Genomic DNA, 26,095 nt, shown 5'->3' on the forward strand with positions numbered 1-26,095 from the left:
TACAACACGTAGTACATGCCCTCCTTTCAGGAGGCCGGGCACGGCCACGCCCGTCGCCCCCCGGCCGCAGGCTAAGGAGCCAGCCTCGGCCGACCCCAGCCTGATTGCCCACTGGAATATCGCGACTTCCTACAGCGAACAGACCCCCCGCTGACTTGCGGGTTCGTGAGCAACGGCTGACCTCCGGGGCGCCGCATCCCCCGAGCGAGTTGCAGTATGAGCCACCTGAAGGGGAACTCTTCAACTATAAAAATCTGGTTTGTATAGTGATCCGATGACGTCGAACAGGCAGGCGCCCGCGGATGACGACGATCCGCTGCTGTGGTCGGAGGACGCCGCCAAGCGGGCCCACCTCGCCCGGTCGACCTGGAGCTACTACAAGCACAAGAACCTTCTGCCCCCGCCGGACGATCCCGACGACGAGCATCAGGGCACGGATGTGTCGAAGTACCGGCGCCGGCCGCGTTGGCGGGCGTCCACCGTCGACGCGTTCGTAGCGAACCGACTCGGCCGGGGCCATCGCTCCGACTTGCGCAAGAAGAAGGCTGACCGGCGCGAGCGGGACGCGGCCGCGCTGGCCGAACCGACCCCGGAGGTGGCGCCCGCCCTGCAAGCGTGGCTGGAGGCCAACCACACAGCGGTGCTCGAGGTCGCCGAGGCCCTCAGCGACTGGCGAGAGGACCTGGTGGCAGCGTCTTCGACGCCGGAGCTTCTCGCCGAGGCGATCGATGCCGCCGGGGCCGCGGTCTACGGCAGGGGGCCCTCGAAGGCCCTGGCCAGCGCTGTCGTGCGGGCCATGGGACTCGCACTGGGTCACTCTCCCCAATCCAAGCCGATCGGCCTCGACCCGGACTCCGAGGTGAGCCAGGCCCTGGTCCGGCATCGACACCTGCGCGATGAGTTCAACCGCCTCGATACCCGTAAGCTCGACTACTCGTGAAGGCCGTCGAGTTGCGAGGCACTCAGGAGCCGGCGTGCTGGAGTTGGCCTGTCCCGGAGTTGCTCGGCGAAGCGGCCCTCAGCCCACTCCTCGCCCGACACGGCCTTCGGCCGCATGTCAGCCGCAATGCCGCCGCCGAGCCTGCGGCTACCTGGAGATTTGTCGACTTCCACGCAGGACGCTGCGCGATCTGCGGACAGCCCACCGACCTTCTGGTCGTCGACCATGACCACGAGACGAGGGCTGTCCGAGGCTGCGTCTGCTACCCCTGCAACGCGCTGGAAGGCCGCGCGGACGCGGACCTACCGGTGATCGCGTCGTATCGGGCGCGTCCGGCGGCCGAGGTCTTCGGATCCCACGAGCGCTTCGCTGGAAACGGCGCCTCGCAGCGCATTCTTCGCGCTGTACACGCCGCCGCCCGCGCACGGCGGTATCGCGAGCTGCGCATCCGCGACGTCAGCAGCAGCCTGCGCCGGCTGGCGGCAATCCCTTGGGTCATTCAGGACGCCGACGCCACCCACCGGTGTCTCCGACTGGAAGCCACGTGGCGAGTGGTCAGGCAGCACACTCCCCAACCCGATGAGGAGCTGCTCGACGCCCTCGTCACAGCCCTGCTCCTTGCCCACCAACTGAAGGCGACCGACGGCGCGCAGCTCGACCCGGAATTCCTGTGGCTTTCCATCCCTCACCTGTGCGTCGGCACCCCCAAGGGACTAGGGCGAGGATGTCCCCGCGCTCCACTTCTTGACCTAGTGCCACGACTGCCTTCGCCCCAGTTCCCCGAGTCGCCGCACTCTTCTGGTCCCCGTCTTTACCGCGGTAAAGACCGCTCCGAGGCTGGGTGGACTGCGACCAGAAGGGCCCCGGCTCGCCTCACGGCGATCCTGGCCCTTCTTTGACAAGTGCAGCCCGCACGCTTCCGTACGGGCGCGACGACAGCGCCTACCCTGGCTCGTTTACCTGCTCGCGCAGAAGTTCTTGGGCCAGCTGGCGAAGCTCGTCCGCCGGCAGTGCCTCACGCAGCTTCGCCGCCACCGCGACGGGATTTCCGCCTAGCCTTCGCCAGGCGGCTGCCGCGGGAGTGGGGCGAGCGGCCTTGGTGAACTGGGTGGGAATCTGCGGACCGTTCGCGTCATCTTCGGCGAGGCCGTTGCGGCGCTGCCATCGGTGCAGGGCCTCGATCTGCCGTGCCTCGTCCCAGTCTTTGCGCCACCCCCGCACCTCGCGCAGCGGCAGCCGCCGCTCCTGGTCCTCTGCCCGCATGGCGTCCTGGACCTCGGGCGCAAGGCGCAGCAGCGCCCGACGCTGGGACACCCAGCCCTCGGTCTTGTGCAGTTCGTCGGCGACGGCCCTGGCGGATCCGCATTCGGTGACCATCTGCTCCAGGGCGCGGGCCTCTTCGATCGGGTCGAGATTCTCCCGGTCGATGTTCTCCGCCGCGGTCACCTTGAGGAAGACCAGACGGGAGGTCGCGTGGTCGTCGTTGACGACCACGTCGATGCTCGGCAGGGCCGCCAGCACGATCGCTGCACGGCGGCGGCCGCCGGCCACCTGCACGTACTGGGCTGAGCCGATCGTGTTCGCGTGTTCGGGGAAGATCTTCGTGAACGCGGCCGCGGTGACGACCGGGACCGGCTGCAGTTGCCCGCATTCCTTGACGGAGGTCGCCAGCTCCACCACCTTGCTTGACCCACGCCCGAAGTCACGGGTGTTCAACGGGTTGGGTGCGACGTTCTCCACCGGCTGCGCCAGCACGCCACCGACCGGAGTCGTCGACGCCACTGCGGGTAGCGGCCGAACGCCGGCCACTGGTGCGCCAACAGCGGTGGCCGTGACGTGGGTGCCCAGTTGCTGACCGAGCACGCGCGGGTGATCTGGCGCGGGGATCTCGCGGGTACCGCGCCCGCCCTTGTTCCTGGCCCGGGCGTTTTCCTTACGGGCGCGCAATCCCGAGGCGGGGGCGTGCTGCTCCTGTTCAGGCTGCTCGGACATAGCTGACCACCGTCTCCCCCACTTTGTGAAGCTCGTCGACCAAGGTTCGGGCCTTCTTGGGCACCGGCGTCGTGGCAGTGACTGCCATGCGCCGGGCCCTGGTGGTTAGCCACCGGTATTCGCCGATCTCGGGTCCGATCGGCACCTGCGCCTCGCCAGCGGCGCGTTCGAGTTGGGTGATGTACCGCTCGGGGGGACTCAGCGGGATCCGGTTCGGCACCACCAGCAGCGGATAGGACTTCAGCTCCCGCAGCATCTTCTTCGCCGCTGCCATCTCGCGTTCGCCGAGGACGGTCGGCATCAGGATGAGGTGTGACGCTGCCACCGCGCCTAGCGTGGAGGGCACCCCGCCCGGGTGGGTGTCGACCACGACCGGGCGGCCAAGTTCCCGTCCCCAGTGCGCGGCCCATCCCCCGACGGCCTTCGCCATCTCCTTGGCCGAAGGCTGGCTGTCGCTGAAGAGGCTGGAGCACGGCACGAGGTCAGGGCGCCACGGGCCGCCGGCCAGCGGTCGGGGAGTTCGCCCGGCCTCCAGTGCGTCGAGCAGGGGAGAACGCATCCGTTCTTCCTCGTTGTAGCCCCAGGCGACGGTGGCGTTGCCGTCGTCCCAGTCGAGGTCGAGCAGGATGGCTCCGAGCAGGTACGCGACCTCGTAGGCGAGGAAGGTCTTGCCGACGCCACCCTTGTACGACGCGACACTCACGATGCGACCCGCGAGGTCAGCGGGCGTCAGTCCGTATTGGGCGAGCCAGGATCCCTTACCGCGGTCCCGCTCGGGCGTGCTGTGTCGCCCACCGGGAACCTCGTCGGACAGGTCTGGTTCGTCGTCATCATCGTGCGTCACGGGGGTTTGGCTCCTGCGAAGGGTCGATTGGTGTCATCTCCGTACCACAACGCCGGTGGCTGCGCATCTATCCACGCCACGACGTCATGCGGCACACAGCAGCCGCGAGCGGCGGGAAACGTCAACGGTGACGGGCATCGCGGCGTCACTCCACGGGCGGAACCCGCCCGGGTGAGCAACTGCAAGCAGCGATTGTTGGCCTCCTCGTCACCGCTTCGTCCGGCGCGCCATTGCGCGACTTTACCGCGGTAAAGATGGCCTCCTCCTGGCGAATGGCGGGTCTGGACCGGGGAGGGCGCCGGACTTTACCGCGGTAAAGATTGGGGCGCTCCCCTCTTCCCGGCCTCACGCCAGGCCACCCTCGTCGTCGGCGGCCCTCGTCTGCGTCGCACGGCGCGACGCCCGGCTGGCGCCGAGGATGTGGGCGGGGTCGCGGTCGAGGTTGTGGCGGTCCCGGTCGTAGCGGCGGGTGGTGCGGGGGTCGGCGTGGCCCATGGCGTCCTGGACGTCCTCGAGGGGGACGCCGGCCTGGCGGGCGCCGGTGGCGAAGGCGTGTCGTAACGAGTGCGGGGAGAGCCGCTTGGCGGCGGGAATGCCTGCAGTCAGGGCGAGGCGGCGCAGCCAGGTGAACACGTTCGGTTCGGCGAGCCTGCCGGGAGTTCCGTCGGTGCTGGTGGTGGCGAACAGCGGGCCGGTCAGCGCGTCGACGGCGCAGCCGGTGGCGGCGGCGCGGGCGGCGAGGTAGTCGTCGAGGGCTTCCAGGGTGTGTGCGGGCAGTGGGCGTTCCCTCTGCTGGGAGCCTTTGCCGACGAACCGTAGGGTGCGTTGTCCGGCGTTGTAGCTCAGGTCGTCGAGGTCGCGGGCGAGGGCTTCGCCGATCCGTAGCCCTAGGTCGGCGAGCAGCCGCAGCAGCGCCCGGTCGCGCAGCGCCGCCAGGTGCCGCGCCTGCTGGCGCGGGCTCGGCGTGGCCTCCCAGCTCGCTTGACGCGCTTCAGCCTCGATGTCGGCGTGGGCGAGCAGCTGGTCGACCTCGGCGAGGGTGAGCCCGACGGTGCGGGAGGTGTGCGCGGAGACAGCGGGCCGGCTGATCGCGGTGAGGGGGTTGCGGGGGATGCGGCCCTCGGTGTTGGCGATCAGGTGGGTGTACCAGCTGGACACTGAGGCGAGTGCTCGGGCGACGGTGCTGGGCGCGGCGCTTCGCCCGCGGGTGCCGTGCAGTTCCCGCCAGACCCGGAACTGGCTCAGGTCGGTGGGTCGGGCGGTGAGTGGGTCGAGGCGTTCGAGTTGGCACCAGTCGAGGTAGGTGCTCAGGTCGCGGCGGTGCGCGATGGCGGTGTGCTGGGAGCGGCCCCAGGCGTCGAGGTTCCAGGCGACGGTGAGCCGGCGGATGCTGTAGCGGCTGCCGTCGTCGGCGGGCAGGCCGGGCAGGCCAGCGGCCCAGCGGGCGATCTGCCGGGTGGCCGCGGCGAGTGGGCCGGAGAGGTCCGGCCCCGTGGCGGTCGCGGACGCCACCACGCCGAGCGGGGCGGGCGTGGCTGGGCGCGGGGGAGGAGCGACCGTCGGAGCCAGGGGAGCGGCCAGGCCGGACTCGGCGCCGGGCACCCCGGCTGTCGTGGTGTGCGGTGCAGCCTCGGCGGCTGGCTGTCCGGGCGGACGGGAGGTGGTCATGTCGTGCTCCGCTCGTGTCTCGGCACTCAGACCAGCCGGGCTCTGATGGCTTGCATACGACGGCCGACGTTCTCTTCCCACAGCTGCAGCGGTAGATCTGACCGGGTTCCCATGCCACCGGCGGTGAGCCGGCGACGCAGTTGCCGATACGCGACCAGCGCCAGTTCGACGTTCTCCGTCAGTTGCCGCGGGGTGAGGGTCCACACGGTAGGGCCGGACGCGGGGGTGTGCAGCCGGCTCAGCAGCCCGGTCATCTCGCCGTGGGTGACCCCGGAGTACAGGCTGTAGATGACCTTGTACAGGTTCGGCACGCTGCCGGCGAACAACGCCTGGACCCGCGCGGTCTTCGACGGCGACTTTTCCCCATCGATGGCGAGGTTCTTCCCGCTGCCGGTCAGTGACAGGCCGAGGTCAGTCACGTGCGTTCGCACCGTATCGAGATGGGTCTGCGCTGCAGCCTTCTGCTGAGAGGTGCCGACCTCGTTGGTGATCTTGAGGGCGGTGCTGGATTCGTCGACGATCACCAGGTACGCGCGGGCCACCCGCTGGCGCACGGTGATCTGCGGATCGGTCAGCCAGAACGCGGTGGCGGCGTTCTCGAACGCGGCCCGGGCGAGGACCGTCTGCCCGAAGATCGGCAACGGCGAGTCCAGGAGCTTGCGGATGCCAGCGATCAAGTCATCGACCGCGATCATGCCCAGCTGCGCCATCTCGAAGGCATAGGTCGGCTCTGTCGCGCCCCAGGCCACGCCCTGCGCGCCGAGTTCGGTGTTGGCCAGGTCCGCGTCGAAGGGCGAGGACGGCCGGGGAACCCAGAACCCTGGCTCGAGATCACGCCGCACAGCCCTGCCGGTCAGCTCGAGCGTCTCCTGCAGCAACGCTAAGAACCGTTCGGTCTCCATCTGCACGCTCCTGACGACGCCCGGCGGCACCGATCCATAGGATAATCGTCATTATCCTATACTACAATCAGCCTCACTTAGAGGTTAGGAAAGCAGCTAACCTGCTTGCGTCTCAGACTAACCTAACCTGATACGCTTGCGATATGAGCGTCCCCGCCGTCGACACCAGCCTCGACCAGGCCACCTGCGCCCGCTGCGGGCGCGTCCTGCCGAAGAACCCGAAGGGCGGGCGCCCGTTCCGGTTCTGCCCAGACTCCGCCGACCAGCCCGGCACGTCCTGCCTCGAGCTGGACAAGAAGGACCGCGCCGCCCTGGAACGGGCCGGGCTGGGGGAGCTGGTCACCGCGTTCCGAGCCGACCGTGACGCCCTGCTCGCCGCGCTGGCCCCGGTACTCGGCCCCCTAGCGGACCTGGATCGGCGACTGAACCAGATCACCCAGGCCGCGGTCGGCCGCGCCGAACAGGCCGACGACGCCCGCCTCGCCGCCGAAGCCGCCCAGCGCGACGCCGAACGACAGGCCACAGAGGCCGAGCAGCGTGCCGCCCGGGCTGCACAGCTACGCGACGAGGCTCTGGCCGAGCGCGACCTCGCCGTGCAGGACGAACAGCAGGCTCGCCGCGAGGCCGACGCCGCCATCACCCGGGCCGTCGAGGCCGAACACCGCCGCGGCCAGGCAGAAGGCGTCGCCGCCGAACAACGCCAGGCACTCGACGCCGAACGTGAGCGCCGGGCCGCCGCCGAGGCGGAAACCGAACGGCTGCGCGCCCAACTGGACGCCCAGCAGCAGGAGCTCACCCAGGTGCGGGGTGAGCTGGTCGACGCCGAACGCCGGGTGGGGGAGACCGGCGCCCGCGCCCTGGCCGCGGAGGCCGAGATCCGAGCCCACGACAGCGAGAAGGCCGCGCTGCAGGCGCAGGCCGCCCGCGATGCCGATGCCCTCGCCCAGGCGCGCCGCGACACCGAGCAGGCCCGCACCGCCGTGACCGACCTGCAGCAGCAGCTTCGGGCCGCCGAACAGCAGGCCACGACCGCCCACCAGGAAGCCGAGGCCCTCCGCGGTGAACTCGACGCCGCCCGCAGCGACACCCGCCGCGCGGCCGAGGAACTCACCCGGCAAGTCGCGGCCGCCAATGCGCGCACTGCTGAGGCTGAACGCCGTTACGACGCCCTAGTCGCCGCGCTCGCCGGCGGCGGCTTCACCCCGGCGGGGCCAGCCGTCGCCGGCGGACGATAATGGCCAGGGAAGCACCGGCCACTGTCCGGTACGACCGCGACAACCGCTTGCTGCGTCTGGCACTGCTCGAGGCATGGGACTGGTGCTGCTACTGGGCCGGGTTGCGACATCCACTGACCTATTCGGACGCCCGCATCGACCACATCATCCCCCAGGACGTGACGGCGGCGCGGCTGGCCGAGCTCAAACACAACCTGAGCTTGCCCGCCGACTTCGACATCCATGGGCCCGCGAACCTGGCGCCGATCTGCCATCCGTGCAACACCGAGAAGAGCAACGGCGACTTCCTTGACGTTCCGCTGGTGGTGGGCAAGCTCCGCAGGGCCCAACGTTACGAGCAGAAGGTGATCCGGCGCGTCCGTGATCAAGCCACCGCGGGTGAGGTAGCGACGCGGCTGGTCAACGCCGCGACCGCCGACCTGAGCGGCCCGCAGGCCCGCCGAGAATTCCTGGAGAATGCGCCAGCGGTCGTGCAGACGCTCGCGCTGATCGATGAGGACGCGGTCGACTTCCGCGTCACTCGTGAGGTCGCGCTCGAAACCGCACTGGTCAGGCTGACCCTGGACGGTCGCGGCCGCACCGTGTGCAGCGTCATCGAGGACATCTGCGGCTGCACCCTGGCCGAGGCGCTGCAGGACGGCGTGCTCTCTCTGTTAGCGCAGGCCGACGCGCAAGCGGAGAGCAGCTTGGAACGGCGCCGCCGCGAAACCAATGATCTGGGCCCCATCGGCACCGACGTCCTAGTGGTGACGTTGACTTCCGCTCAGCTGCGGCGCAGCGGCTCGCGGTTGACCGCAACCTTCACCGGTGAACTGTACGGCTCGTACAGCGCCACCCTGACCGGCACCAACCAACTGGGCGACGGCCTGATCGACGTGCCGGTGACCGATTCCGTCGAGCTGGCGGTCACCATCCAGGCCAGTTGGGACCTGACCGGCGGACCCGGCATGCCGGATCAGGTACAAACCGAGATCACTGCCGATCTCCACCAAGATCGGATTGCCGACGAGTATGACCAGCACCTGGCAGACGAGTACGACCGACTCCAGGCACAAGCTGACGAGGCGCTCCGGTTTTGGGAAGCCTTTGGGCCGCCCCCCGGCGACGCAGACGAAGGTGCGACGGGTACGACGTAACCGCGCACCCCCTCCGCAGGCCGCGCGCGGTACCACCGCCCCCCACCGAGCTCCGCTACGAGCATGAACAGCTTTGTCATGCGACCAGTCCGTACCGGAATCCAGCTGCTACGGCGTGGGCTCGGTCGCGGGCGCCTAGCTTGCGGAAGAGGCGCCGCGCGTGGGTCTTCACGGTGTCCTCGGATACGTAAAGCTCCCGGGCGATTTCTGCGTTGCTCTTTCCGTCGGCCATTCCGCGAAGGACCTGCAGTTCCCGTTCCGTCAGGCCAATCCGCGTCGATACGGGCCGCTCCCGCGGGTTGGGCTGAAGCCGGTCGAGATGGGCGGACTGGCCCTGCCGTCCCTGCCAGGCCGGCACTTCCTCCGCCACTGGATCGTCTCGACGTCGGCCGTGTTCCGTGGCGGCTTTTTGCCAGCGCCGGGCGTGTTCGAGCAGGTACTGGATTTGTGTATGAGCTTGGCTGTCGCCGGCGGCCGCAGCGAGCCTCCATAGGAGCATTGCCAGCTCCGGGCGATTCGCAGCGATTAGGAGGTCGGCCAGCTTCGTCATCTGAGCCGACGAGTTGTCTTCGGGGTTCTGATTCTCGTACCAAGCGCGGACGAAGGCCAGGAGCAAGAAATGCACGGGATCAGTTTTGGGCCTGCCAGGCTGGTCGGCTGCCGCAGCGGCGATCTGTGCCGCCTGACCAGGGTCGACTTGCTCGGCCACACGGCGGGTGGACCCCAGCGAGGATTCCTCGATGAGTTGCCAGATCAGCGTCAAGTCGTCGGCTTCGTCCACTATTTTCCGGGCCGCAGTCTCGGGCGAAGGGACGTCAAGCACCTGCGTGGAAGGCAAGCGGGTCGGTGTAGGAGCCTCGTTTCCTGAGCTACTTCCTCGTTCGTAGCCGACTGCAGAGCTGATGTTGTGAGGGACACCGGCGGCGACAGCGGTGCGAGCGATGAACGATGTTGGGGGCGATGGGCTCTGTGCTGGCAAGTCTTGCGGGCGTGCGGGGAGGAGCAGCAGCATTAGCGCCTTGGCGACGGCGCTGACTAGGTCATGTTCGACGCCGCGGATGACGCCGCGGGCGCCGGCTCCAACTGCGGCCGCCGCGACGCGGGGGTCTTCGGCGCCGAACAACACGACCTGCGCCTGTGGTGAGTGGGCCAGGATCCGTCGGGTGAAGCCGACGCTGTCGGGTCGGGTCACTGCGGTATCCGCGAGGACGATCTCGGCCGGGTCCTCGGCCAGTCGGATCATGGCCTCGGCCTCGTTGACTGCCGTGTGGACGACGCTGGTCATGCCGAGCCGTGCTGCTGTGGATGCGACTGTCTGAGCCGCCAGTGGAGTACGGACGCACACCAGGATCTTCCTCATGACCATGCCTCCAGGTCGCGTCGTCGGCTGATCCTTCGTCGGGCACGTGCGATCTTGTGTTCGACAGACTTAGCTGTGGCCCCTTCGCCGACGATCTCGGCGACTTCGCCTTCGGTGTAGCCGACGGCACGTAGGCGGAGGATGAGCTTGTCGACGGGGGATTCCTCTTCGAGGAGGCCGGCGATGATGCTTCTCAGCAGCACAACTCGCTCGGGGTCGTCCCCAGCGCGTTGGGTGGGAATGTCATCTACAACGTCGTACGGCACCGCGGACTGATCGGGGGAGTCAGGTTTCCACGATCGGCACGCGTTGCTCAAGGTCAGCAGACAGGAGCCGATGAAGTACGAGCGGAGGCTGGCACCGCCGTCGGCCTGCCATTGACCCTGCATCAGGCCCTTCTTGATGAACAGCTTTAGTCCGAAGGTGACGGCGAGATCCGCAAGGGCGCTGGCGTCGTCCGGCAGGACGGGGTGCCGAGGCCGGTGTGCATGGGAGACCGGGCGCCCTAGCTCGAAGGCGCGCCGGTACGCCTCTCCGGTGTGAATCCAGACCCTGATCACTGCGTGGCCGTAACGAGCAAGATCGTTGATGAAGGTGTCATACTCCCAGCCGACGAAGCCCTTCTTGGTCATCCTCTCGACCAGCTCGACATCGTCCTGCCGCAACCAGAGACGGTCTGCAGCATCACGGGTAGTCGCGTCGGTGTCGTTGATATGGTCCTCGAGCTGGTCGAGGCTGGACTCCAGAGAGTCGGGCACCCCGTTCGGCCGTTCCTGACCGCAGGAGTCATCGTGGCGCTGTGTCACCAGGGCCGCCGTGACGGCATGAAGTCCGGCGTCGATCTGCGCAGCGGGACCGATCCGGCTGCGCGAGAGGGTCGGCGCTGACGGCGGGACATGTCTCCTTCATGCCTCTGAGCTGGTGAGCGACTGCTGATCGACCGAAGCAACACTGACGGGGGCCCACACTGCGAGTTGTATCTATTCGTTACCTCCAACGTGTGAGCGCCTGATGCGTTGCGCTGATCGGCGTACGCCTCTCATAGCTCAGCAGCTGTCAGGAATCCCCCGCCTGAGCGCGAAGAATTTCTGTGAGATGTCAGCAGCACCCGACCGGGGGACAGTTCGACACGGGGGAGCTACACCACCGGCTGTACGACATCGTCATGTTCCACACCGGAGGTGGCTTGCCATGAAGCAGCGTTCCGCCAATGATCAGCACGCCCACCTCACGCCTCGCTCGGCGTTGGTATTCCTTCTCGGCCTGGTCTCGGGCGGGGTCGCCGGGGCGCTGACCTACGCCGCAACGCTGTCCGTCGCCCAGGCTGTCCTCGCGGGCTTCGGGGCCACTGCCTTCGCGGTCATGTTCTTTGACAAGATCATCGGATCTGCACCGGGCGCCGGGTGAACAACACCTTGCCTCTAGCGAGGGCAGCACACCGCTGCACGCACCGATCGTGGTGTGAGCCCTACCGCAGGGCGGTAGGGCTCAATCGTGTGTCCGTGGCGAACCGGTTGCTGGCCTGCGGCAAGGGCTGCGGCGGGTTGGGGTGCCGGTAAGAAACGTGTCACCAGCCGCAAACGAGAGTTGGCCGTTGGGCTGACGCTCGATCGGGTGGCTGCGGGCAGCGGGTCCAGTCCGGTTGCCGTGATGATGTCCGGCTATGGCCCGGGCGTTAGATCTGGATGAGCTGGTCGAGCACTGGACGCTGCTAGATGACGAGCGCGAGCTGATCGCGGGCAAGCGCGGGCCGACTAGGCTCGGCTTCGCGGTGTTGTTGAAGTTCTACATCCGGACCGGCCGGTTTCCTCGCGGCCGTGGGGAACTGCCGGACGAGGCCGTGGACTTCGTGGCTCGGCAGGTAGCCGTCGATCCCGACGATATCGGGCTGTACGAGTGGTCAGGCCGCACGATCGAGTACCACCGAGCGCAAATTCGCAGCCATCTAGGCTTCCGGGAGTGCTCGGTGGCCGACGCGGAACAGCTGACGCAGTGGTTGGCCGCCGCGGTGTGCGAGGCCGAGCGGCGCCCGGACCTGGTCCGCGATGAGCTATTGATGCGCTGCCGGGCGGAGAGGATCGAGCCGCCGTCGGCCGGCCGGATCGACCGGATCCTGCGCTCGGCGCTGCACCAGGCCGAGCAGACGCTGACCGCCCGGATCGCGGGCCGGCTGCCCGTCGACGCCGCCGCCCAGCTGCGAGCCCTAGTCGCCGCCGAGGTGCCGGACGACGACGCCGGGGAGGACTCGGTGCTGGCCCTGATCAAGTCGGTGCCGGGCAACGTCAGCCTGGAGTCGATGCTCACCGAGATCCGCAAACTGCGCTCCGCCCGGGCGATCGGTCTGCCCGGTGGGCTGTTCTTCGACGTCGCCCCGCGGGTGCTCGCCGGATGGCGGGCCCGGGCGATGGTCGAGTCGCCGTCGCATCTGCGCGACCACCCGGAGCCGTTGACGCTGACCCTGCTCGCCGCGCTGCTGCATACCCGGCTGCGGGAGATCACCGACACCCTGGTCGAGCTGCTGATCTCGACGGTGCATCGGATCGGCGCCCGGGCGGACCGGAAGGTCACCGAGGAGCTGGTCAACGCGTTCAAGCGGGTGACCGGCAAGGAGAACCTGCTGTTCGCGATCGCCGAGGCCTCGCTCGACCGGCCGGACGACCCGGTGAAGGAGGTGGTCTACCCGGCGGTCGCCGGCGGCGAGCAGACGCTGCGGGAGCTGGTGCACGAGTTCAAGACCAAGGGCCCGGTGTACCGGCGCACCGTGCAGACCACGCTGAAGGCGTCCTACTCCAACCACTACCGGCGTGGCCTGGTCGAACTGCTCGACGTGCTCGAGTTCCGGTCGAACAACGCCACCCACCGGCCGGTCCTCGACGCCCTGGACCTGATCACACGACACGCCGATGCCCGGCTCACCTACTACCCGGCCGGCGAGAGCGTCCCCTCCCACAAGGGCGTCCTCGGCGACTGGACCACCCTGGTCTACAAGGACGTCGGCAAGGGCGGGCGCCGGGTGGTCCGCAGTGTCTACGAGATCTGCACCTTTCAGGCGTTGCGGGAGCGGCTGCGCTGCAAGGAGATTTGGGTCGTGGGCGCCGACAAGTGGCGCAACCCCGACGAGGACCTCCCGCACGACTTCGAGGCCCACCGCGACGCCCACTACGCCGCCCTGCGCAAACCCCTCGATCCGACCGCGTTCATCGGCCAGCTACGTGACGAGATGCGCGAGGCCCTGGCTGCGCTCGACACGGGCCTGCCGAAGCTGGCCTGGCTGGAGATCGCCGATCGGGGCAAGAACGGCGCGATCAAGCTGACCAACCTGGACGCCTCGCCCGAGCCGCGCAACCTGCGCCGGCTCAAGAACGAGGTCCGCACCCGGTGGGGCACCGTCCCGCTGATCGACATGCTCAAGGAGGCGGTGCTGCGCACCGGCTGTCTCGCCGGCGTGACCGGTGCCGCCGGCCGCGGCGACCTCGCCCCGGAGGCCCTGGCCGAGCGGCTGCTGCTGGCGATCTACGCGTACGGCACGAACACCGGTATCCGGGCGATCGCCGGATCCGCCCAGCACGGACACGGCGAGGACGACATCCGCTACGTGCGCCGCCGCTACCTGACTGCCGAGGTTGCCCGCTCGATCGCGGTGGAGATCGCCAACGCCACGTTCGCGGCCCGGGCGCAGACCGTGTGGGGCGCAGGCTCCACCGCGGTCGCCTCGGACTCGACACATTTCGGCGCGTTCGACCAGAACATCTTCACCGAGTGGCACTCCCGCTACGGCGGCCGCGGCGTGCTGATCTACTGGCACGTCGAGCGCAAGAGCATGGCCATCCACTCCCAGCTGATCTCCTGCACCGCGTCCGAGGTCGCGGCGATGGTCGAGGGCGCGATGCGGCACGGCACGACCATGGAGGTCGAGGGCAACTACGTCGATTCCCACGGTCAGTCCGAGGTCGGCTTCGGTATCACCCGGCTGCTCGGCTTCGACCTGCTGCCGCGGATCAAGCGGATCAACAAGGTCCGGCTCTACCGGCCCGCCGCCGGCGAGGCCGACGCGTATCCGCGGCTCGGGCCGGCGTTGTCGCGGCCGATCCGGTGGGACATCATCGCCGAGCAGTACGACCAGATGATCAAGTATGCGACCGCGATCCGGGCCGGCACCGCGAGCACCGAGGCGATCCTGCGCCGCTTCACCCGGGCCAATGCGCTCCACCCCACCTACCAGGCGATGATCGAGGTCGGCCGCGCCCAGCGCACCATCTTTGTCGCCCGCTACCTGCGCAACCGCGACCTGCAACGCGAGATCAACGAAGGTCTCAACGTCGTCGAGTCGTGGAACCGGGCCAACAGCGTGATCTTCTTCGGCAAAGGCGGCGACATCGCCACCAACCGCCGCGACGAGCAGGAACTGTCCGTGCTCTGCCTGCGTGTGCTGCAAGCCGCCCTGGTCTACATCAACACCCTGATGGTCCAGGACGTCCTCGCCGACGACGACTGGGCCGCCCAGCTCACCGACGCCGACCGACGTGGCCTGACCCCGCTGTTCTGGACGCACGTCGCCCCGTACGGCGAGGTCAAGCTCGATATGACCAGCCGGCTGACGCTCGCGACCGATCCGCCCCGGCTGTGACCGGAAGGGGGGCCGGGACGGTGATGCCGGCGGTGGCTACGGCAGTCCACGATGGTGTGACGGTTGATGGAGGGAGAGCCGATGCGCAGGTGGGTGGTGGCGTTCGCCGGTGGGGTCCTGGTCGCTGGACTGGGCGCGTTCCTGGTCGTCGAGGGACTGGATAAGGCGGACAAGTGGGCCAGCGTGTTCGGCTTGTTCGTCGGCCTGGCCGGTTTGGGGCTGGCGGTGGCCGGTACGGTCGGTGGCCGGCGGCACGCCGGGGGGCAGTCGGTGACCGATTCGACGATCGGTGGTGGTGTGGCGCAGGTCCGCGGGGTGCGCAGCAACGTGCGAATCGGCCCGGGCACCGCGCCGCCGGCAGCGGCTGCGGCTGCGGCATCGCCGTCGGCACCATCCGCATCGGCCTCGTCCCCGTCAGGCGGTGATGGTGACGGGCAGTCGGTGACGCGGTCATCGACGGCCGGGCCGGTGCGGCAGGTCGACGACGTCGGCGGCGATGTAGAGCTCGACCGGTGACCCGCTGGTGGAGACCGCCCGAGCCGGTCGGACAGACGGTGACCGGCAGTGTCGTCTTCGGCGACATCGTGCAGATCACCGGTGTCGGCGGGGACGTGACGGTCAGCCTGGACCGGCCCCCGTACCAGGTCGCTGCGGCTGACGACAGGCCGGTGCCGGTCAGTGCGGAACGGGCCTGTCGTCAGCCGAGCCGCCTGCTGCTGGCCCGGCACCAGATCGTGCCGTTCACCGGACGGGAACGCACCCTCGACACCCTCGCCGCGTGGACCAGCGCCACTACGCCGGTCGCGGCGGTGCTGGTGCACGGGGCGGGTGGGCAGGGCAAGACCCGTCTCGCCGCGCACGTCAGCAGCCAATGCGCGGCCGCAGGGTGGACAACGTGGCAGGTTACCCACACCCCGACCCCGGTCGCCGGTAGCGCCGCGGCGGTGTCGAGGGTGGAGTTGACCAGCGGCGCGGTCCTGGCAGTCGTGGACTACGCCGACCGGTGGCCCGCCTCCGCCCTGCTCGCGCTGCTCACCCAACTGCGGGACCTGCACGCGCGGGCGGGAACCCAGGTACGGGTGCTAATGCTGGCCCGCTCGGACGGCTACTGGTGGCCGGCTCTGGCCGACCGGGCCGACAGCGACCTCGGGATCGAGGTCGACCAGTGGAAGCTCCCGACGCTGGCCGCCGACAGCGACGACGACCGGCCCGCCTTGTTCGCCGCCGCCGCCGACCGGTTCGCGACCGCCCTGAACCTGGAACACGCCGCCGCCGGCTGGCCGGTGCCGGATCTGACCGGGGACGCGTTCGGGCAAATCCTGGCCGTGCACATGGCCGCGCTGGCCACCGTGGACGCCACCCGGAACGGGCACGACCTACCGGCCGATCCCGACGCGGTGTCGGCATATCTGCTACGCCGGGAACAGGCGTACTGGCAGCACCTGCACACCCGGGCCGAGGCGCCCGTGCAAACCTCGCCTGAGGTGATGCACCGGACGGTGTTCGCCGCGACCCTGACCGGTGCCCAAGCCCGCCCGGCCGGTAGGCAAGCACTCGCCTGCGCCGGATTCGCCGGCTCCGCCGCGGCCGCGGACCAGATCATCGACGACCACACCACCTGCTACCCGCCGACCAATAACAGCACCGTGTTCGAACCGCTGCACCCCGACCGGCTCGGCGAAGACCTCATCGCCCTGTCCACCCCCGGCCACGGCCACACCGGCGTCACCCGGCTGGAACGCGACTGGACACCCGAGACCATCACCCGCCTGCTCGCCGCGAGCCACCCACAGACACCGGTATGGGTCTCGGGCATGGTGACCGTGCTGGTCGAGACCGCCCGGCGCTGGCCCCACATCGCCACCGGCGTGCTGTACCCGATCGTCCGCGAGAATCCCCAGACGGTGATCGCCGCGGGTGGGGCCACCCTCACCCGGCTGACGAGCATCCCCGACCTCGATCCGGCCATCCTGGAAACCCTCGAACCTCTGCTACCCGCCGACCGGCACATTGACCTGGACATCGCCGCAGCGGCGATCACGAGCGTCCTTACCCCCCACCGCCTTGCCCGGGCCACCAACCCCGCTGAACAGGCCCACTTGTACGCCACCCACGCCGGCCGCCTCGCCAACGCCGGTCGCCGCCAGGAAGGCCTGGCGGCGACCGAGGAAGCCGTGGCCATCCGGCGTCGGCTGGCCGAAACCAACCCGGACGCCTACCTACCCAACCTCGCCGAATCGTTGATCAACCTCGGCACCTTCCTGTCCTGGCTGGGTCGGCGGGAGCAGGCCCTGGCGCCGACCGAGGAAGCCGTGGCCATCCAGCGTCGGCTGGCCGAAACCAACCCGGACGCCTACCTACCCAACCTCGCCACATCGTTGAACAACCTCGGCACCTTCCTGTCCGGGCTGGGCCGCCGGGAGCAGGCCCTGGCGCCGACCGAGGAAGCCGTGGCCATCCAGCGTCGGCTGGCCGAAACCAACCCGGACGCCTACCTACCCAACCTCGCCACATCGTTAAGCAACCTCGGCGCGTCTCTGTCTGAGGCGGGGCACCGGGATGAGGCCTTGGCGCCGATCGAGGAAGCCGTGGCCATCCAGCGTCGGCTGGCCGAAACCAACCCGGACGCCTACCTACCCAACCTCGCCACGTCGTTGAGCAACTTCGGCGAGTCTCTGTCTGGCGTAAGCCGCTACGACGAGGCCCTGGTACTGGCCGAGGAAGCCACTAGCACCTGGCGCCGGCTGGCCGAAACCAACCCGGACGCCTACCTACCCAACCTCGCCATGTCCTTGAATAACCTCGGCACCTTCCTGTCCGGGCTGGGCCGCCGGGAGCAGGCCCTGGCGCCGACCGAGGAAGCCACCGGCATCTACCGCCGGCTGGCCGAGGTCATCCCAGCCGCCTACCTACCCGACCTCGCCATGTCGTTAAGCAACCTCGGTGTCAAACTGTCCAAAGTCGGACGCCGGGATGAGGCGCTGGCGCCGGCCGAGGAAGCCGTGGCCATCCGGCGCAGGCTGGCCGAAACCAACCCGGACGCCCACCTACCCGACCTCGCCATGTCGTTGCACAACCTCGTCAACCGGCTATCCGAGGTGGGGCGCCGAGATGAGGCCCTGGCACCGGCCGAGGAAGCCGTGGCCATCCGGCGCAGGCTGGCCGAAACCAACCCGGACGCCCACCTACCCGACCTCGCCGCGTCGCTGCATAACCTGGGCATTGGCCTGTCTGAGGTGGGCCGCCGGAACGAAGCCTTGGCGCTGACCGAGGAAGCCGTGGCCATCCGGCGCAGGCTGGCCGAAACCAACCCGGACGCCCACCTACCCGACCTCGCCGCGTCGTTAATGAGCCTCGGTATCGGTTTGTCGAAGGTGGGCCGCCGGAACGAAGCCTTGGCGCTGACCGAGGAAGCCGTGGCCATCCGGCGCAGGCTGGCCGAAACCAACCCGGACGCCCACCTACCCGACCTCGCCGCGTCGTTAATGAGCCTCGGTATCGGTTTGTCGAAGGTGGGCCGCCGGAACGAAGCCTTGGCGCTGACCGAGGAAGCCGTGGCCATCCGGCGCAGGCTGGCCGAAACCAACCCGGACGCCCACCTACCCGACCTCGCCATATCGTTGATCAACCTCGGCATCGGTTTGTCTGAGGTGGGCCGCCGGGATGAGGCTCCGGCACTTGTCGGGGAAGCCACCGGCATCTACCGCCGGTTGGCCGAGGTCAACCCGGACGCCTACCTACCCGACCTCGCCAGGTCGCTGTGGGCGTACGCCTGGGTATGCGTAAGTGTGAAAAGGAACGTTCCCGCAGCGCTGAACGCCGCCACTGAGGCGATCAGAATCTACGAACCATTGGCTAACCGCCTGCCACAGACTTTCACAGGACCATTGATTGCGGCCTACCAGACGGCCGCCGACATCCTCGTAGAACTCGGTCACACCAAGGACGCGGCCGACCTACGCCGGCGAATCGAGGCAGCTCGGGCACAGCGCGAGAGTAGGCGCCGGTTCAACCAGCTCGATGTAGTGGGAAGCGGCCCAGAAGCGCTGAGCCGGACCGACGAAGCGGTCACCAGTCGCAAGCAACTCGCGCAGGCGAACCCGACCGCACACCTACCTGATCTCGCCGCAGGACTGAACTCTCTCAGCATTCGGCTATCGATGGCCGGACAAGCGGAGGAATCTCTAGCCGCGGCCGAGGAAGCCGTGCACCTATACCGGCGGCTTATCGGTGCCCGCTCATCCGTTTACCTGTCCGGCCTCGCAGCGGCGTTGACTAACCTAGGCACCTCCCTGTCGCAGATGGGGCGCAAGGAGGAGGGCCGTGCAGCTACCGAGGAAGCCATCAGTCACTATCGACAGCTGGCCGAGAACGACCCGACCGCCCATCTGCCCGACCTCGCCGGAACGCTGATCAACCTCAGCACCGAGTTGTCGAGGCTGCAACTTCCCCGAGAGGCATTGGCAGCTACGAGGGAAGCGGTCGCCCTTCATAGACAGCTAGCCGAGAAGAGTCCAACCGTCCGGTCGCCCGGCCTCGCAATGGCGTTGGTCATCCTCAGTATCCGGCTGTGGAAAGTTGAGCGCGGCGAGGAGGCCGTCGCTGCGGCCGAGGAAGCCGTTGCGATCGACCGGGAACTGGTCAAGGTCAACCCTGCCGTGCACCTTCCCCGCCTCGCTGACGCGTTGGGTAATCTAGGCGACCGACTAGCCGATCTGAGGCGTGGAGAAGAGGCCATTGCCCCGACCCAGGAAGCCGCAACGATCCGCCGGCGGCTGGCTGAGGTCGACCCCGACGCCTACCTCCCCGACCTCGCAACCTTGCTGGACGACCTCGGTGTACGACTGGCGCAGGTGGGCCGCTGTGAAGAGGCTCTGGCACCCGGCGAGGAGGCTACCGGTCTATTTCGGCGGCTGGCTGAGGGGGACCCCGACGCCTACCTCCCCAGCCTCGCGATGTCGCTAAACAACCTTGGTGCCATGCTGGTGGAGCTGGGGCACAGTGACGAGGCCATTGCCCCGACCCAGGAAGCCGCAACGATCCGCCGGCGGCTGGCTGAGGTCGACCCCGACGCCTACCTCCCCGACCTCGCGATGTCGCTTAACAACCTCGGTACGGCCCTGTCGGAAATGGGCCGTACCGAGGAGGCCCTCGCCCTCTGTGAGGAGGCCGTCGGTCTATCTCGGCGGCTGGCTGAGGTCGACCCCGACGCCTACCTCCCCGACCTCGCGGCCTCGTTGAACGACCTCGGCGTGAGGCTGGTACAGGTCGGCCGCTATGAAGAAGCCCTGGCGGCCGGCGAGGAGGCCATCGGTCTATCTCGGCGGCTCGCCGAGACCGATCCCGATGCCTACCTCCCCAACCTCGCGATGTCGTTGTATGCGTACGGATGGGTGTGCGTGACTGTGGGAGCCAACTTCGATGCGGCTCTGGAAACGGTCACTGAGGCAGTCGACATTTACGAGCGTCTGGCCGAACAGCTGTCGGCTGTGTTCGCCGAGCGGCGGTTGTCCGCGTACTGGACTCTCGCTGACGTACTCGACGGTCTCGGTCGGACAGCCGAGGCCGCGGACATACGTCGACGACTCGATGAAGAGACCGGCATTGGACCAGATCATGGGTGACAGTTGCCTTCAGGGAAGGTCCCTTCTGTGAAGGCAACCGGTAACCTGACGACATGACCGCCCAGGGGGCCCCACGCTTGGGTAGCTGTCACCAGCCCCAAAGTTGCTGACGGGTAGGTTCCGGGCGTGTGACTTCGCGGCGCGGCCCGAACCTGGGCTACGGCGAGGGGTTATGGCGGTTGCGGCCGGGGGTTAGCCATGCCTGTCTGGGGTGCTGTCGTCGTCGAGTGGTTTCGGGGTCGTCGTCGTGGACGCGGTGGGCGTCGGCGTCGTAGATGAGGTAGTTGCCGTCGGTGTCGCGGGCGGGGGTGATGGCCTCGTGGTCGACGCCGAGCACGACGGTGGTCACCTGTTCGTGTTCGATGTGGTCGTCGATGTCGACGCAGACCATCACCGGTAGTTCGAAGCGGACCCAGCGACGCGTCACGGTGTTCCTCCTGCTCATCAACCCGATGGCCCCGGCGGGTGCGGGGCCCGGGCGGTGGGCGGGCGGGCCGGGAGCCCTTGCGGCGTTCGATGGACTCTATGCCTGCCCGGTGGGTGTCTGGCAGCCTGGCGCGGTGCGTCGTGAGTGGAGTCTGGAAGATCTGATCGATGCGTGGACGCTGGTCGACGCGGACCGGGAACTGATCGGCAACAAGTACGGGCCGACGAAGCTCGGCTTCGCGGTGATCTTGAAGTTTTTCGAGATCGAGGGCCGGTTCCCGCGTCATGCCGGGGAGGTCCCGGCGGCCGCGGTCGAGTTCGTGGCCCGGCAGGTGAAGGTCGAGGCGGCGGCGTTCGGCACGTACCTGTTCACGGGCAGCACGATCGAGTACCACCGGGCGCAGATCAGGCGGGCGTTGCGGTTTAGGGAGTGCACGGTCGCCGACGCCGAGGCGCTGACCGGGTGGCTGGCCGAGCAGGTCTGCCCGTCGGAGCTGAGCCCGGACCGGCACTGTCAGGCCTTGCTGCTGCGGTGCCGCTCGCAGCGGATCGAGCCGCCGACCCCGGGCCGTATCGACCGGATCATCGCCAGCGCTGCCGAGGCCGCCGACAACCGGTTCTGCGCCACGACCGTCGCCCGGCTGTCGGCCGCCGTCGCGGTGGCGCGGCTGGAGGCTCTCGTTGCCCCGGCCGACGACGAGGACGAGGAGCGCGACGAGGGCGGCGACGAGGTGCCGGTGGAGGGTGCGGCGGGGCTGTTGGCCGAGATCAAGGCCGATCCGGGGCGGCCGGGGCTGGAGACGTTCCTGGACGAGGTCGCGAAGCTGCGCCGGGTCCGCAGTCTCGGGTTGCCGGTGGACTTGTTCGCCGACGTCGCGGAGCGGCGGGTGACGCTGTGGCGCAACCGGGCCGCGCTGGCGGCCCCGTCGGCGATGCGCCGTGACCACGCCGACCAGGTGCGCCAGACGCTGCTTGCTGCGTTGTGCTGGCGTCGGCAGACGGAGCTGACCGACTCGCTGGTGGACCTGTTCATCACCCTCGTCCGGACGATCAACACCCGGGCGGTGAACAAGGTCAACAAGACGGTGGAGGCGGAGATCCGCCGCGTTTTGGGCAAGGAGGGCATCCTGTTCAAGGTCGCGGAGGCCGCCGTCGAGCATCCCGACGCGACCGTGCGGGAGGCGGTCTATCCGGCGGTCGACGGCGGGGAACAGACGTTGCGGGCGCTGGTCGCCGAGGCGAAGGCGAACAAGAACGCGATGAAGGCGAAGGTCCGGACCGTGCTGGAGTCGTCGTACTCCAACTACTACCGGCGGATGCTGCCGCAGGTGCTGTCCAGCATGGATTTTCGGTGTAACAACACCGCGTACCGGCCGGTGATGGACGCGGTGGACCTGCTGCGCCGCTACGCCGACCGGCCGAAGCAGCCGTACGACGCGGCCGAGGTCATCCCGATCGACGGGGTGGTGCCTGCCGACTGGCGGGAGGCGATCTACAACAAGTCCGGCAAGATCATCCGCACCTCGTACGAGTTGTGCGTGCTCAGCGCCCTGTCGGCGGCGATCCGCCGCCGCGAGATCTGGGTCCACGGGGCGGGCAAGTGGCGCGACCCGGAGGCGGACCTGCCGCGGGACTTCGACCTGGCCCGTGACGTGCACTACGCCGAGATCGCCCAGCCCACCGACCCGACCGTGTTCACCGACACCGTCAAAGCCCGCCTGGACGCCGCGCTGGCCGGCCTGGCGACCGGCTTGCGCGACGGCACCACCGGCGGGGTCCGGGTCACCACCCGCCGCAACCAGGTATGGATTTCCGTGCCGCGGCTGGCCGCGCTGCCCGAACCGCCGACGCTGGTGGAGTTGAAGGCCGAACTGGTGCGCCGGTGGGGTGTCGTCGACCTGCTCGACATCGCCAAGGAGACGTTCTGGCTGACCGGCTGCGACGGCGAGTTCACCTCCCTGGCGTCGCGGGAGCACCTCGGCCGCGACGAACTCCGCGTACGCCTGCTCCTTGTCCTGTATGGGCTCGGCACCAACGTCGGGGTGAAACGGATCGCCGCGGCCGGCGACCACGGCCTGAGCGAGGCCCAGCTGCGCCGGACCCGCAAGCTGTACGTCAACCGCGACGGGCTGCGCCGGGCCGTCGCCGCGGTGGTCAACGACACCTTCGCCAGCCGGGACCAGCGTTGGTGGGGCACCGGGACGGCCTGCGCCTCGGACTCGAAGAAGTTCGGATCATGGGACGCCAACCTCAACACCGAATGGCACGCCCGCTACGGCGGTCCCGGCATCATGATCTACTGGCACGTCGAACGCAAGAGCGTCTGCGTGTATTCGCAGGTCAAGACGTGTTCGTCGTCGGAAGTCGCGGCGATGATGGAGGGCCTGATCCGGCACGCCGCCGACATCGACTCGGCGATCGAGGCGAACTACACCGACACGCACGGCGCCAGCATCGTCGGGTTCGCGTTCTGCCACCTGCTCGGCTACCGGCTGCTGCCCCGGCTGAAGAACATCGGCTCCGCCCGGCTGTACCGGCCCGGCGACGGCGCCACCTACCCGGGCCTGGAGACGGTGCTGTCCCGGCCGATCAAATGGGACCTGATCAACCAGCAGTACGACCAGATGATCAAATACGCGCGGGCGTTGCAGCTGGGCACCGCCGAAGCCGAGCAGGTGCTACGCCGGTTCACCCGGGGCGGCCCGAAACACCCCACCTACGCGGCGATCGAGGAACTCGGCCGGGCCATCCGGACGATCTTCATCTGCGAGTACCTGTCATCGGAGGCGCTGCGCCGGGAGATTCACGGCGGGCTACAGGTCGTCGAGCAGTGGAACAGCGGCAACACGGCCATCTTCTACGGCAAGGACGCCGAACTGACCGGCCCGGACCGCGAGCACCAGGAGATCTCCATGCTCGCCCTGCACCTGCTGCAATCCTCCCTCGTTTTGATCAACACCCGGCTCATCGACCACGTACTGTCCGAACCCGAGTGGGCCGACCGCATGACCGACGACGACCGGCGCGCCCTGACCCGCTCTTCTGGTCGCACGTGGCCCTCTACGGCCGGTGGATATTGAAGATGAATGAACGGCTCGACTACACCCGCGGCCCGCGACCCGACCCCGACCCGCAGGGCGCCGTCACCGAGCCGGCCGCCGCCGCGGCGTGATCACCGATGCCCGCGCCTGGAACGGCTCGTTTGCGGCTGCGGCCGTGCCAGCTCGAGTCCCCCGGCAGCCCGGGCACTCGGTCTGGCCGCCACCAGGCCGTCGACGGCGAGGGCCCCCGATTGGAGAGGACGACATCGATGCCTGCCGACAGTCCGACGGCCCATCCCGCGGCGACCGCCGTCGCGGATGCCTTCGCCGGCTGGGTCGACGCGGTGCTGAGCACCCGCGCCGAGATCCGCGACGAGATCACCGCAGAAGGCGGCGACCCCGACGGGCCCGACGTCGATGCCCGGCTACGGGAGGTGATGGCCGCCGCCCGCGACGGGCTTTCCGGGCCCGGACGGGTCGCCTTCGACTGGATCGTCACCGGGATGCGGGATACCTCGACGCCACCGATTCGCAGCCGTGACCCGGCCAGGCCGCCCCGTCCCGGGCGACGCCGTGGAAGGCGTCGACGACAAGGAACTGCACAGCGTCGGCTTCGACGGCCGTAGCCCGACGCTGGGTGTCGCTGCTGTCCGGTTGTCACACGATCGGCGAGTCGACGATCGTCTGGGCGAGATCGATGAGGGCGTGGGCGCGGCTGCTGATCAGGGTGAGCAGGGCCTGGGCGTGGGGTGCGTTGTGGGCGGTTTCCTGCAGTGCGGTGAGGCCGTCGGCGAGGTGGGCCAGGGTCGTGGTCAGGTCGCCGCGGCCGTGATGGTTGATCGCGTCGGCGATGGCGTCGAGGCTGATGCCGTGTGTTTCCAGCTGTCGGATGGTGTCGATGGTGTCGGCGGTCGCGGGGTGGTAGAGGCGGTAGCCGCCGTCGGTGCGTTCTGCCGGCTGGAGCAGGCCGAGGCTGGTGTAGTAGTCGACGGTGCGGGTGCTGACGCCGGCCTGCTGGGCGAGTTCGCCGATGCGGAGCAGCCTCATACGTGTTCCCTCCCCCGGGTGTCGCTCGTTCAGGAACCATACAGTTGCACGTGCTACTGTGCGGTTTGTGTCTGATTGTACGGTCGAAGGCTGTAGTACCGGGCCGGGCTTGACCCGGCTGAGTGTCCGACATAGGGCGTGCACTGGGGGCGGGGAGCCTTCGTGCTGATCGCCGTCGGGGTGCTGTCGATTGTGCTGTTGACGGCCGTGACCGGGTATTTCGTGGCCCAGGAATTCGCCTACGTGGCGGTCGACCGGGCCCGGCTGCGGGTGCTGGCCGACGGCGGGGACACCGCCGCCGGGCGGGCGTTGCGGGTGACGCAGCAGTTGTCGTTCGTGCTGTCCGGCGCGCAGGTGGGCATCACCGTGACCGCCCTGTTGGCGGGGTATGTGGCCGAGCCGTTTTTGGGCCGGGGCACGGCCGAGTTGCTCGGCGCGGCGGGCTGGTCGGCGGCGGCGAGCGCGTCGGTGTCCATGGTGGTGGCGTTGCTGTTCGCCACGGTGGTGCAGATGGTGCTGGGTGAGTTGGCGCCGAAGAATCTGGCGATCGCGCAGCCGGAGGCCCTGGCCCGGGTGTTGTCCCGCTCGACGCTGCTGTACCTGACGGTGGCGGGTCCGGTGATCCGGGTGTTCGACGCCGCCGCGAACCGGCTGCTGCGCGGGGTGGGCATCGAGCCGGTGGAGGAGTTGCCGCAGGGTGCCACGACCGAGGATCTGGACCGGATCATCGCCGCGGCGCACACCCACGGCGGGTTGGACGCGCGGGCCGCGCGGCTGTTGGACCATGGCCTGGATTTTCGGGTCCGTACCGCCGGTGAGGTGATGCGCCCGCGGGTGGATGTGGTCACGGTGGGTGTCGGTGATCCGGCGCTGCGGGTGGTGACGCTGCTGCAGACCGGTCATTCCCGGTTCCCGGTGCTGGGCGACGGCGTCGACGATGTGGTCGGCGTGGTGTCGATCGCGGACGTGGTCGCCCTCGAACCCGCCGACCGCGGCACCACCGCGGTGGGTGCGCTGGCGGCGGCGCCGGTGCTGGTGCCGGAGTCCGCGCCACTGCCGGCGGTGTTGGAACGACTCAAAGGCGCGCACCGGCAGTTGGCGGTCGTGGTGGACGAGTACGGCGGCTTCGCCGGCGTGGTCACGCTGGAGGACGTGGCCGAGGAACTTGTCGGGGAGATCGTCGACGAGGACGACCTGCCGGAGCCGGTGATCGAGCAGGCGGCGGACGGGTCGTGGCTGCTGCCGGGCCGGGC

19 protein-coding genes and 2 pseudogenes are annotated in these 26,095 nt (G+C 68.9%); 11 read left to right on the forward strand and 10 right to left on the reverse strand.

Features of this window, described 5'->3' with window-relative positions:
- The first annotated feature begins 274 nt into the window (after positions 1–274).
- The gene (locus EV385_RS34730) at positions 275–940 is read left to right on the forward strand and encodes a hypothetical protein (RefSeq protein WP_207230194.1); all 666 of its coding nucleotides are present in this window, start codon (positions 275–277) and stop codon (positions 938–940) included.
- Here the strand turns inward: EV385_RS34730 and EV385_RS35565 are convergent.
- Positions 931–1,167 (reverse strand): hypothetical protein, encoded by a 237-nt coding sequence (locus EV385_RS35565; RefSeq protein ID WP_242625404.1) that lies wholly within the window; start codon positions 1,165–1,167, stop codon positions 931–933. The two genes, EV385_RS34730 and EV385_RS35565, sit on opposite strands and share 10 nt — an antisense overlap.
- Between EV385_RS35565 and EV385_RS33585 the strand changes: the two genes are divergently transcribed.
- Positions 1,129–1,839 (forward strand): endonuclease domain-containing protein, encoded by a 711-nt coding sequence (locus EV385_RS33585; protein WP_242625403.1) that lies wholly within the window; start codon positions 1,129–1,131, stop codon positions 1,837–1,839. The two genes, EV385_RS35565 and EV385_RS33585, sit on opposite strands and share 39 nt — an antisense overlap.
- Positions 1,840–1,882: 43 nt before the next feature.
- Here the strand turns inward: EV385_RS33585 and EV385_RS33590 are convergent, their stop codons facing one another.
- From EV385_RS33590 to EV385_RS33605, 4 genes are all read right to left on the reverse strand, one after another.
- The gene (locus EV385_RS33590; protein WP_130513866.1) at positions 1,883–2,932 is read right to left on the reverse strand and encodes a ParB/RepB/Spo0J family partition protein; all 1,050 of its coding nucleotides are present in this window, start codon (positions 2,930–2,932) and stop codon (positions 1,883–1,885) included.
- Positions 2,916–3,776 (reverse strand): ParA family protein, encoded by an 861-nt coding sequence (locus EV385_RS33595; protein ID WP_130513867.1) that lies wholly within the window; start codon positions 3,774–3,776, stop codon positions 2,916–2,918. Before EV385_RS33595 ends, EV385_RS33590 begins: the two co-directional genes overlap by 17 nt.
- A 345-nt stretch (positions 3,777–4,121) precedes the next feature.
- Positions 4,122–5,444 (reverse strand): tyrosine-type recombinase/integrase, encoded by a 1,323-nt coding sequence (locus EV385_RS33600; protein ID WP_130513868.1) that lies wholly within the window; start codon positions 5,442–5,444, stop codon positions 4,122–4,124.
- A gap of 26 nt (positions 5,445–5,470) precedes the next feature.
- Positions 5,471–6,346, reverse strand: a complete 876-nt coding sequence (locus EV385_RS33605) for a hypothetical protein (RefSeq protein WP_130513869.1) — start codon at positions 6,344–6,346, stop codon at positions 5,471–5,473.
- Positions 6,347–6,489: 143 nt separating this feature from the next.
- Between EV385_RS33605 and EV385_RS33610 the strand changes: the two genes are divergently transcribed.
- Positions 6,490–7,581 carry a coiled-coil domain-containing protein gene (locus EV385_RS33610; RefSeq protein ID WP_130513870.1) on the forward strand — a complete coding sequence of 364 codons (1,092 nt, stop codon included), beginning with the start codon at positions 6,490–6,492 and terminating at the stop codon, positions 7,579–7,581.
- Complete coding sequence (locus EV385_RS33615; RefSeq protein ID WP_130513871.1) at positions 7,581–8,717, forward strand: hypothetical protein; 1,137 nt, start codon at positions 7,581–7,583, stop codon at positions 8,715–8,717. The genes EV385_RS33610 and EV385_RS33615 overlap by 1 nt, the downstream gene beginning before the upstream one ends.
- Before the next feature lie 76 nt (positions 8,718–8,793).
- Here the strand turns inward: EV385_RS33615 and EV385_RS33620 are convergent.
- From EV385_RS33620 to EV385_RS33630, 3 genes and pseudogenes are all read right to left on the reverse strand, one after another.
- Positions 8,794–8,988, reverse strand: a pseudogene (locus EV385_RS33620) (response regulator transcription factor); the annotation flags it as partial.
- Between the two features lie 717 nt (positions 8,989–9,705).
- Positions 9,706–10,077, reverse strand: a pseudogene (locus EV385_RS33625) (helix-turn-helix transcriptional regulator); the annotation flags it as partial.
- The gene (locus tag EV385_RS33630) at positions 10,074–10,883 is read right to left on the reverse strand and encodes a hypothetical protein (RefSeq protein ID WP_130513872.1); all 810 of its coding nucleotides are present in this window, start codon (positions 10,881–10,883) and stop codon (positions 10,074–10,076) included. The pseudogene EV385_RS33625 and the gene EV385_RS33630, both read right to left, overlap by 4 nt.
- A gap of 385 nt (positions 10,884–11,268) precedes the next feature.
- Between EV385_RS33630 and EV385_RS33635 the strand changes: the two genes are divergently transcribed.
- From EV385_RS33635 to EV385_RS33650, 4 genes are all read left to right on the forward strand, one after another.
- Positions 11,269–11,484, forward strand: a complete 216-nt coding sequence (locus EV385_RS33635; RefSeq protein ID WP_130513873.1) for a hypothetical protein — start codon at positions 11,269–11,271, stop codon at positions 11,482–11,484.
- A gap of 256 nt (positions 11,485–11,740) precedes the next feature.
- Positions 11,741–14,704, forward strand: coding sequence for a Tn3 family transposase (locus tag EV385_RS33640; RefSeq protein ID WP_130513874.1), 2,964 nt, complete (start codon positions 11,741–11,743; stop codon positions 14,702–14,704).
- 93 nt (positions 14,705–14,797) lie between these two features.
- Positions 14,798–15,220 (forward strand): hypothetical protein, encoded by a 423-nt coding sequence (locus tag EV385_RS33645; protein WP_242625398.1) that lies wholly within the window; start codon positions 14,798–14,800, stop codon positions 15,218–15,220.
- A complete protein-coding gene (locus EV385_RS33650) occupies positions 15,217–20,328 on the forward strand; it encodes a tetratricopeptide repeat protein (RefSeq protein WP_130513876.1) in 5,112 nt (1,703 codons plus the stop codon). The genes EV385_RS33645 and EV385_RS33650 overlap by 4 nt, the downstream gene beginning before the upstream one ends.
- 157 nt (positions 20,329–20,485) lie before the next feature.
- Here the strand turns inward: EV385_RS33650 and EV385_RS33655 are convergent, their stop codons facing one another.
- Positions 20,486–20,755: a hypothetical protein gene (locus tag EV385_RS33655; RefSeq protein ID WP_130513877.1), complete on the reverse strand. Its 270-nt coding sequence runs from the start codon at positions 20,753–20,755 to the stop codon at positions 20,486–20,488.
- Between the two features lie 133 nt (positions 20,756–20,888).
- Here EV385_RS33655 and EV385_RS33660 point away from each other — a divergent pair, with 133 nt between their 5' ends.
- Both EV385_RS33660 and EV385_RS33665 read left to right on the forward strand, forming a co-directional pair.
- Complete coding sequence (locus EV385_RS33660) at positions 20,889–23,834, forward strand: Tn3 family transposase (protein WP_207230195.1); 2,946 nt, start codon at positions 20,889–20,891, stop codon at positions 23,832–23,834.
- A 230-nt stretch (positions 23,835–24,064) separates the two neighbouring features.
- A complete protein-coding gene (locus EV385_RS33665; RefSeq protein ID WP_130513878.1) occupies positions 24,065–24,421 on the forward strand; it encodes a hypothetical protein in 357 nt (118 codons plus the stop codon).
- Between the two features lie 31 nt (positions 24,422–24,452).
- On the opposite strand, the gene EV385_RS33670 is transcribed toward EV385_RS33665, so the two are convergent.
- The gene (locus tag EV385_RS33670; RefSeq protein ID WP_130513879.1) at positions 24,453–24,842 is read right to left on the reverse strand and encodes a MerR family transcriptional regulator; all 390 of its coding nucleotides are present in this window, start codon (positions 24,840–24,842) and stop codon (positions 24,453–24,455) included.
- Between the two features lie 162 nt (positions 24,843–25,004).
- Between EV385_RS33670 and EV385_RS33675 the strand changes: the two genes are divergently transcribed.
- A partial coding sequence (locus tag EV385_RS33675) for a hemolysin family protein (protein WP_130513880.1) occupies positions 25,005–26,095 on the forward strand: 1,091 nt, incomplete at its 3' end.

The organism is Krasilnikovia cinnamomea (assembly GCF_004217545.1).
Taxonomy (GTDB): Bacteria; Actinomycetota; Actinomycetes; order Mycobacteriales; family Micromonosporaceae; genus Actinoplanes; species Actinoplanes cinnamomeus.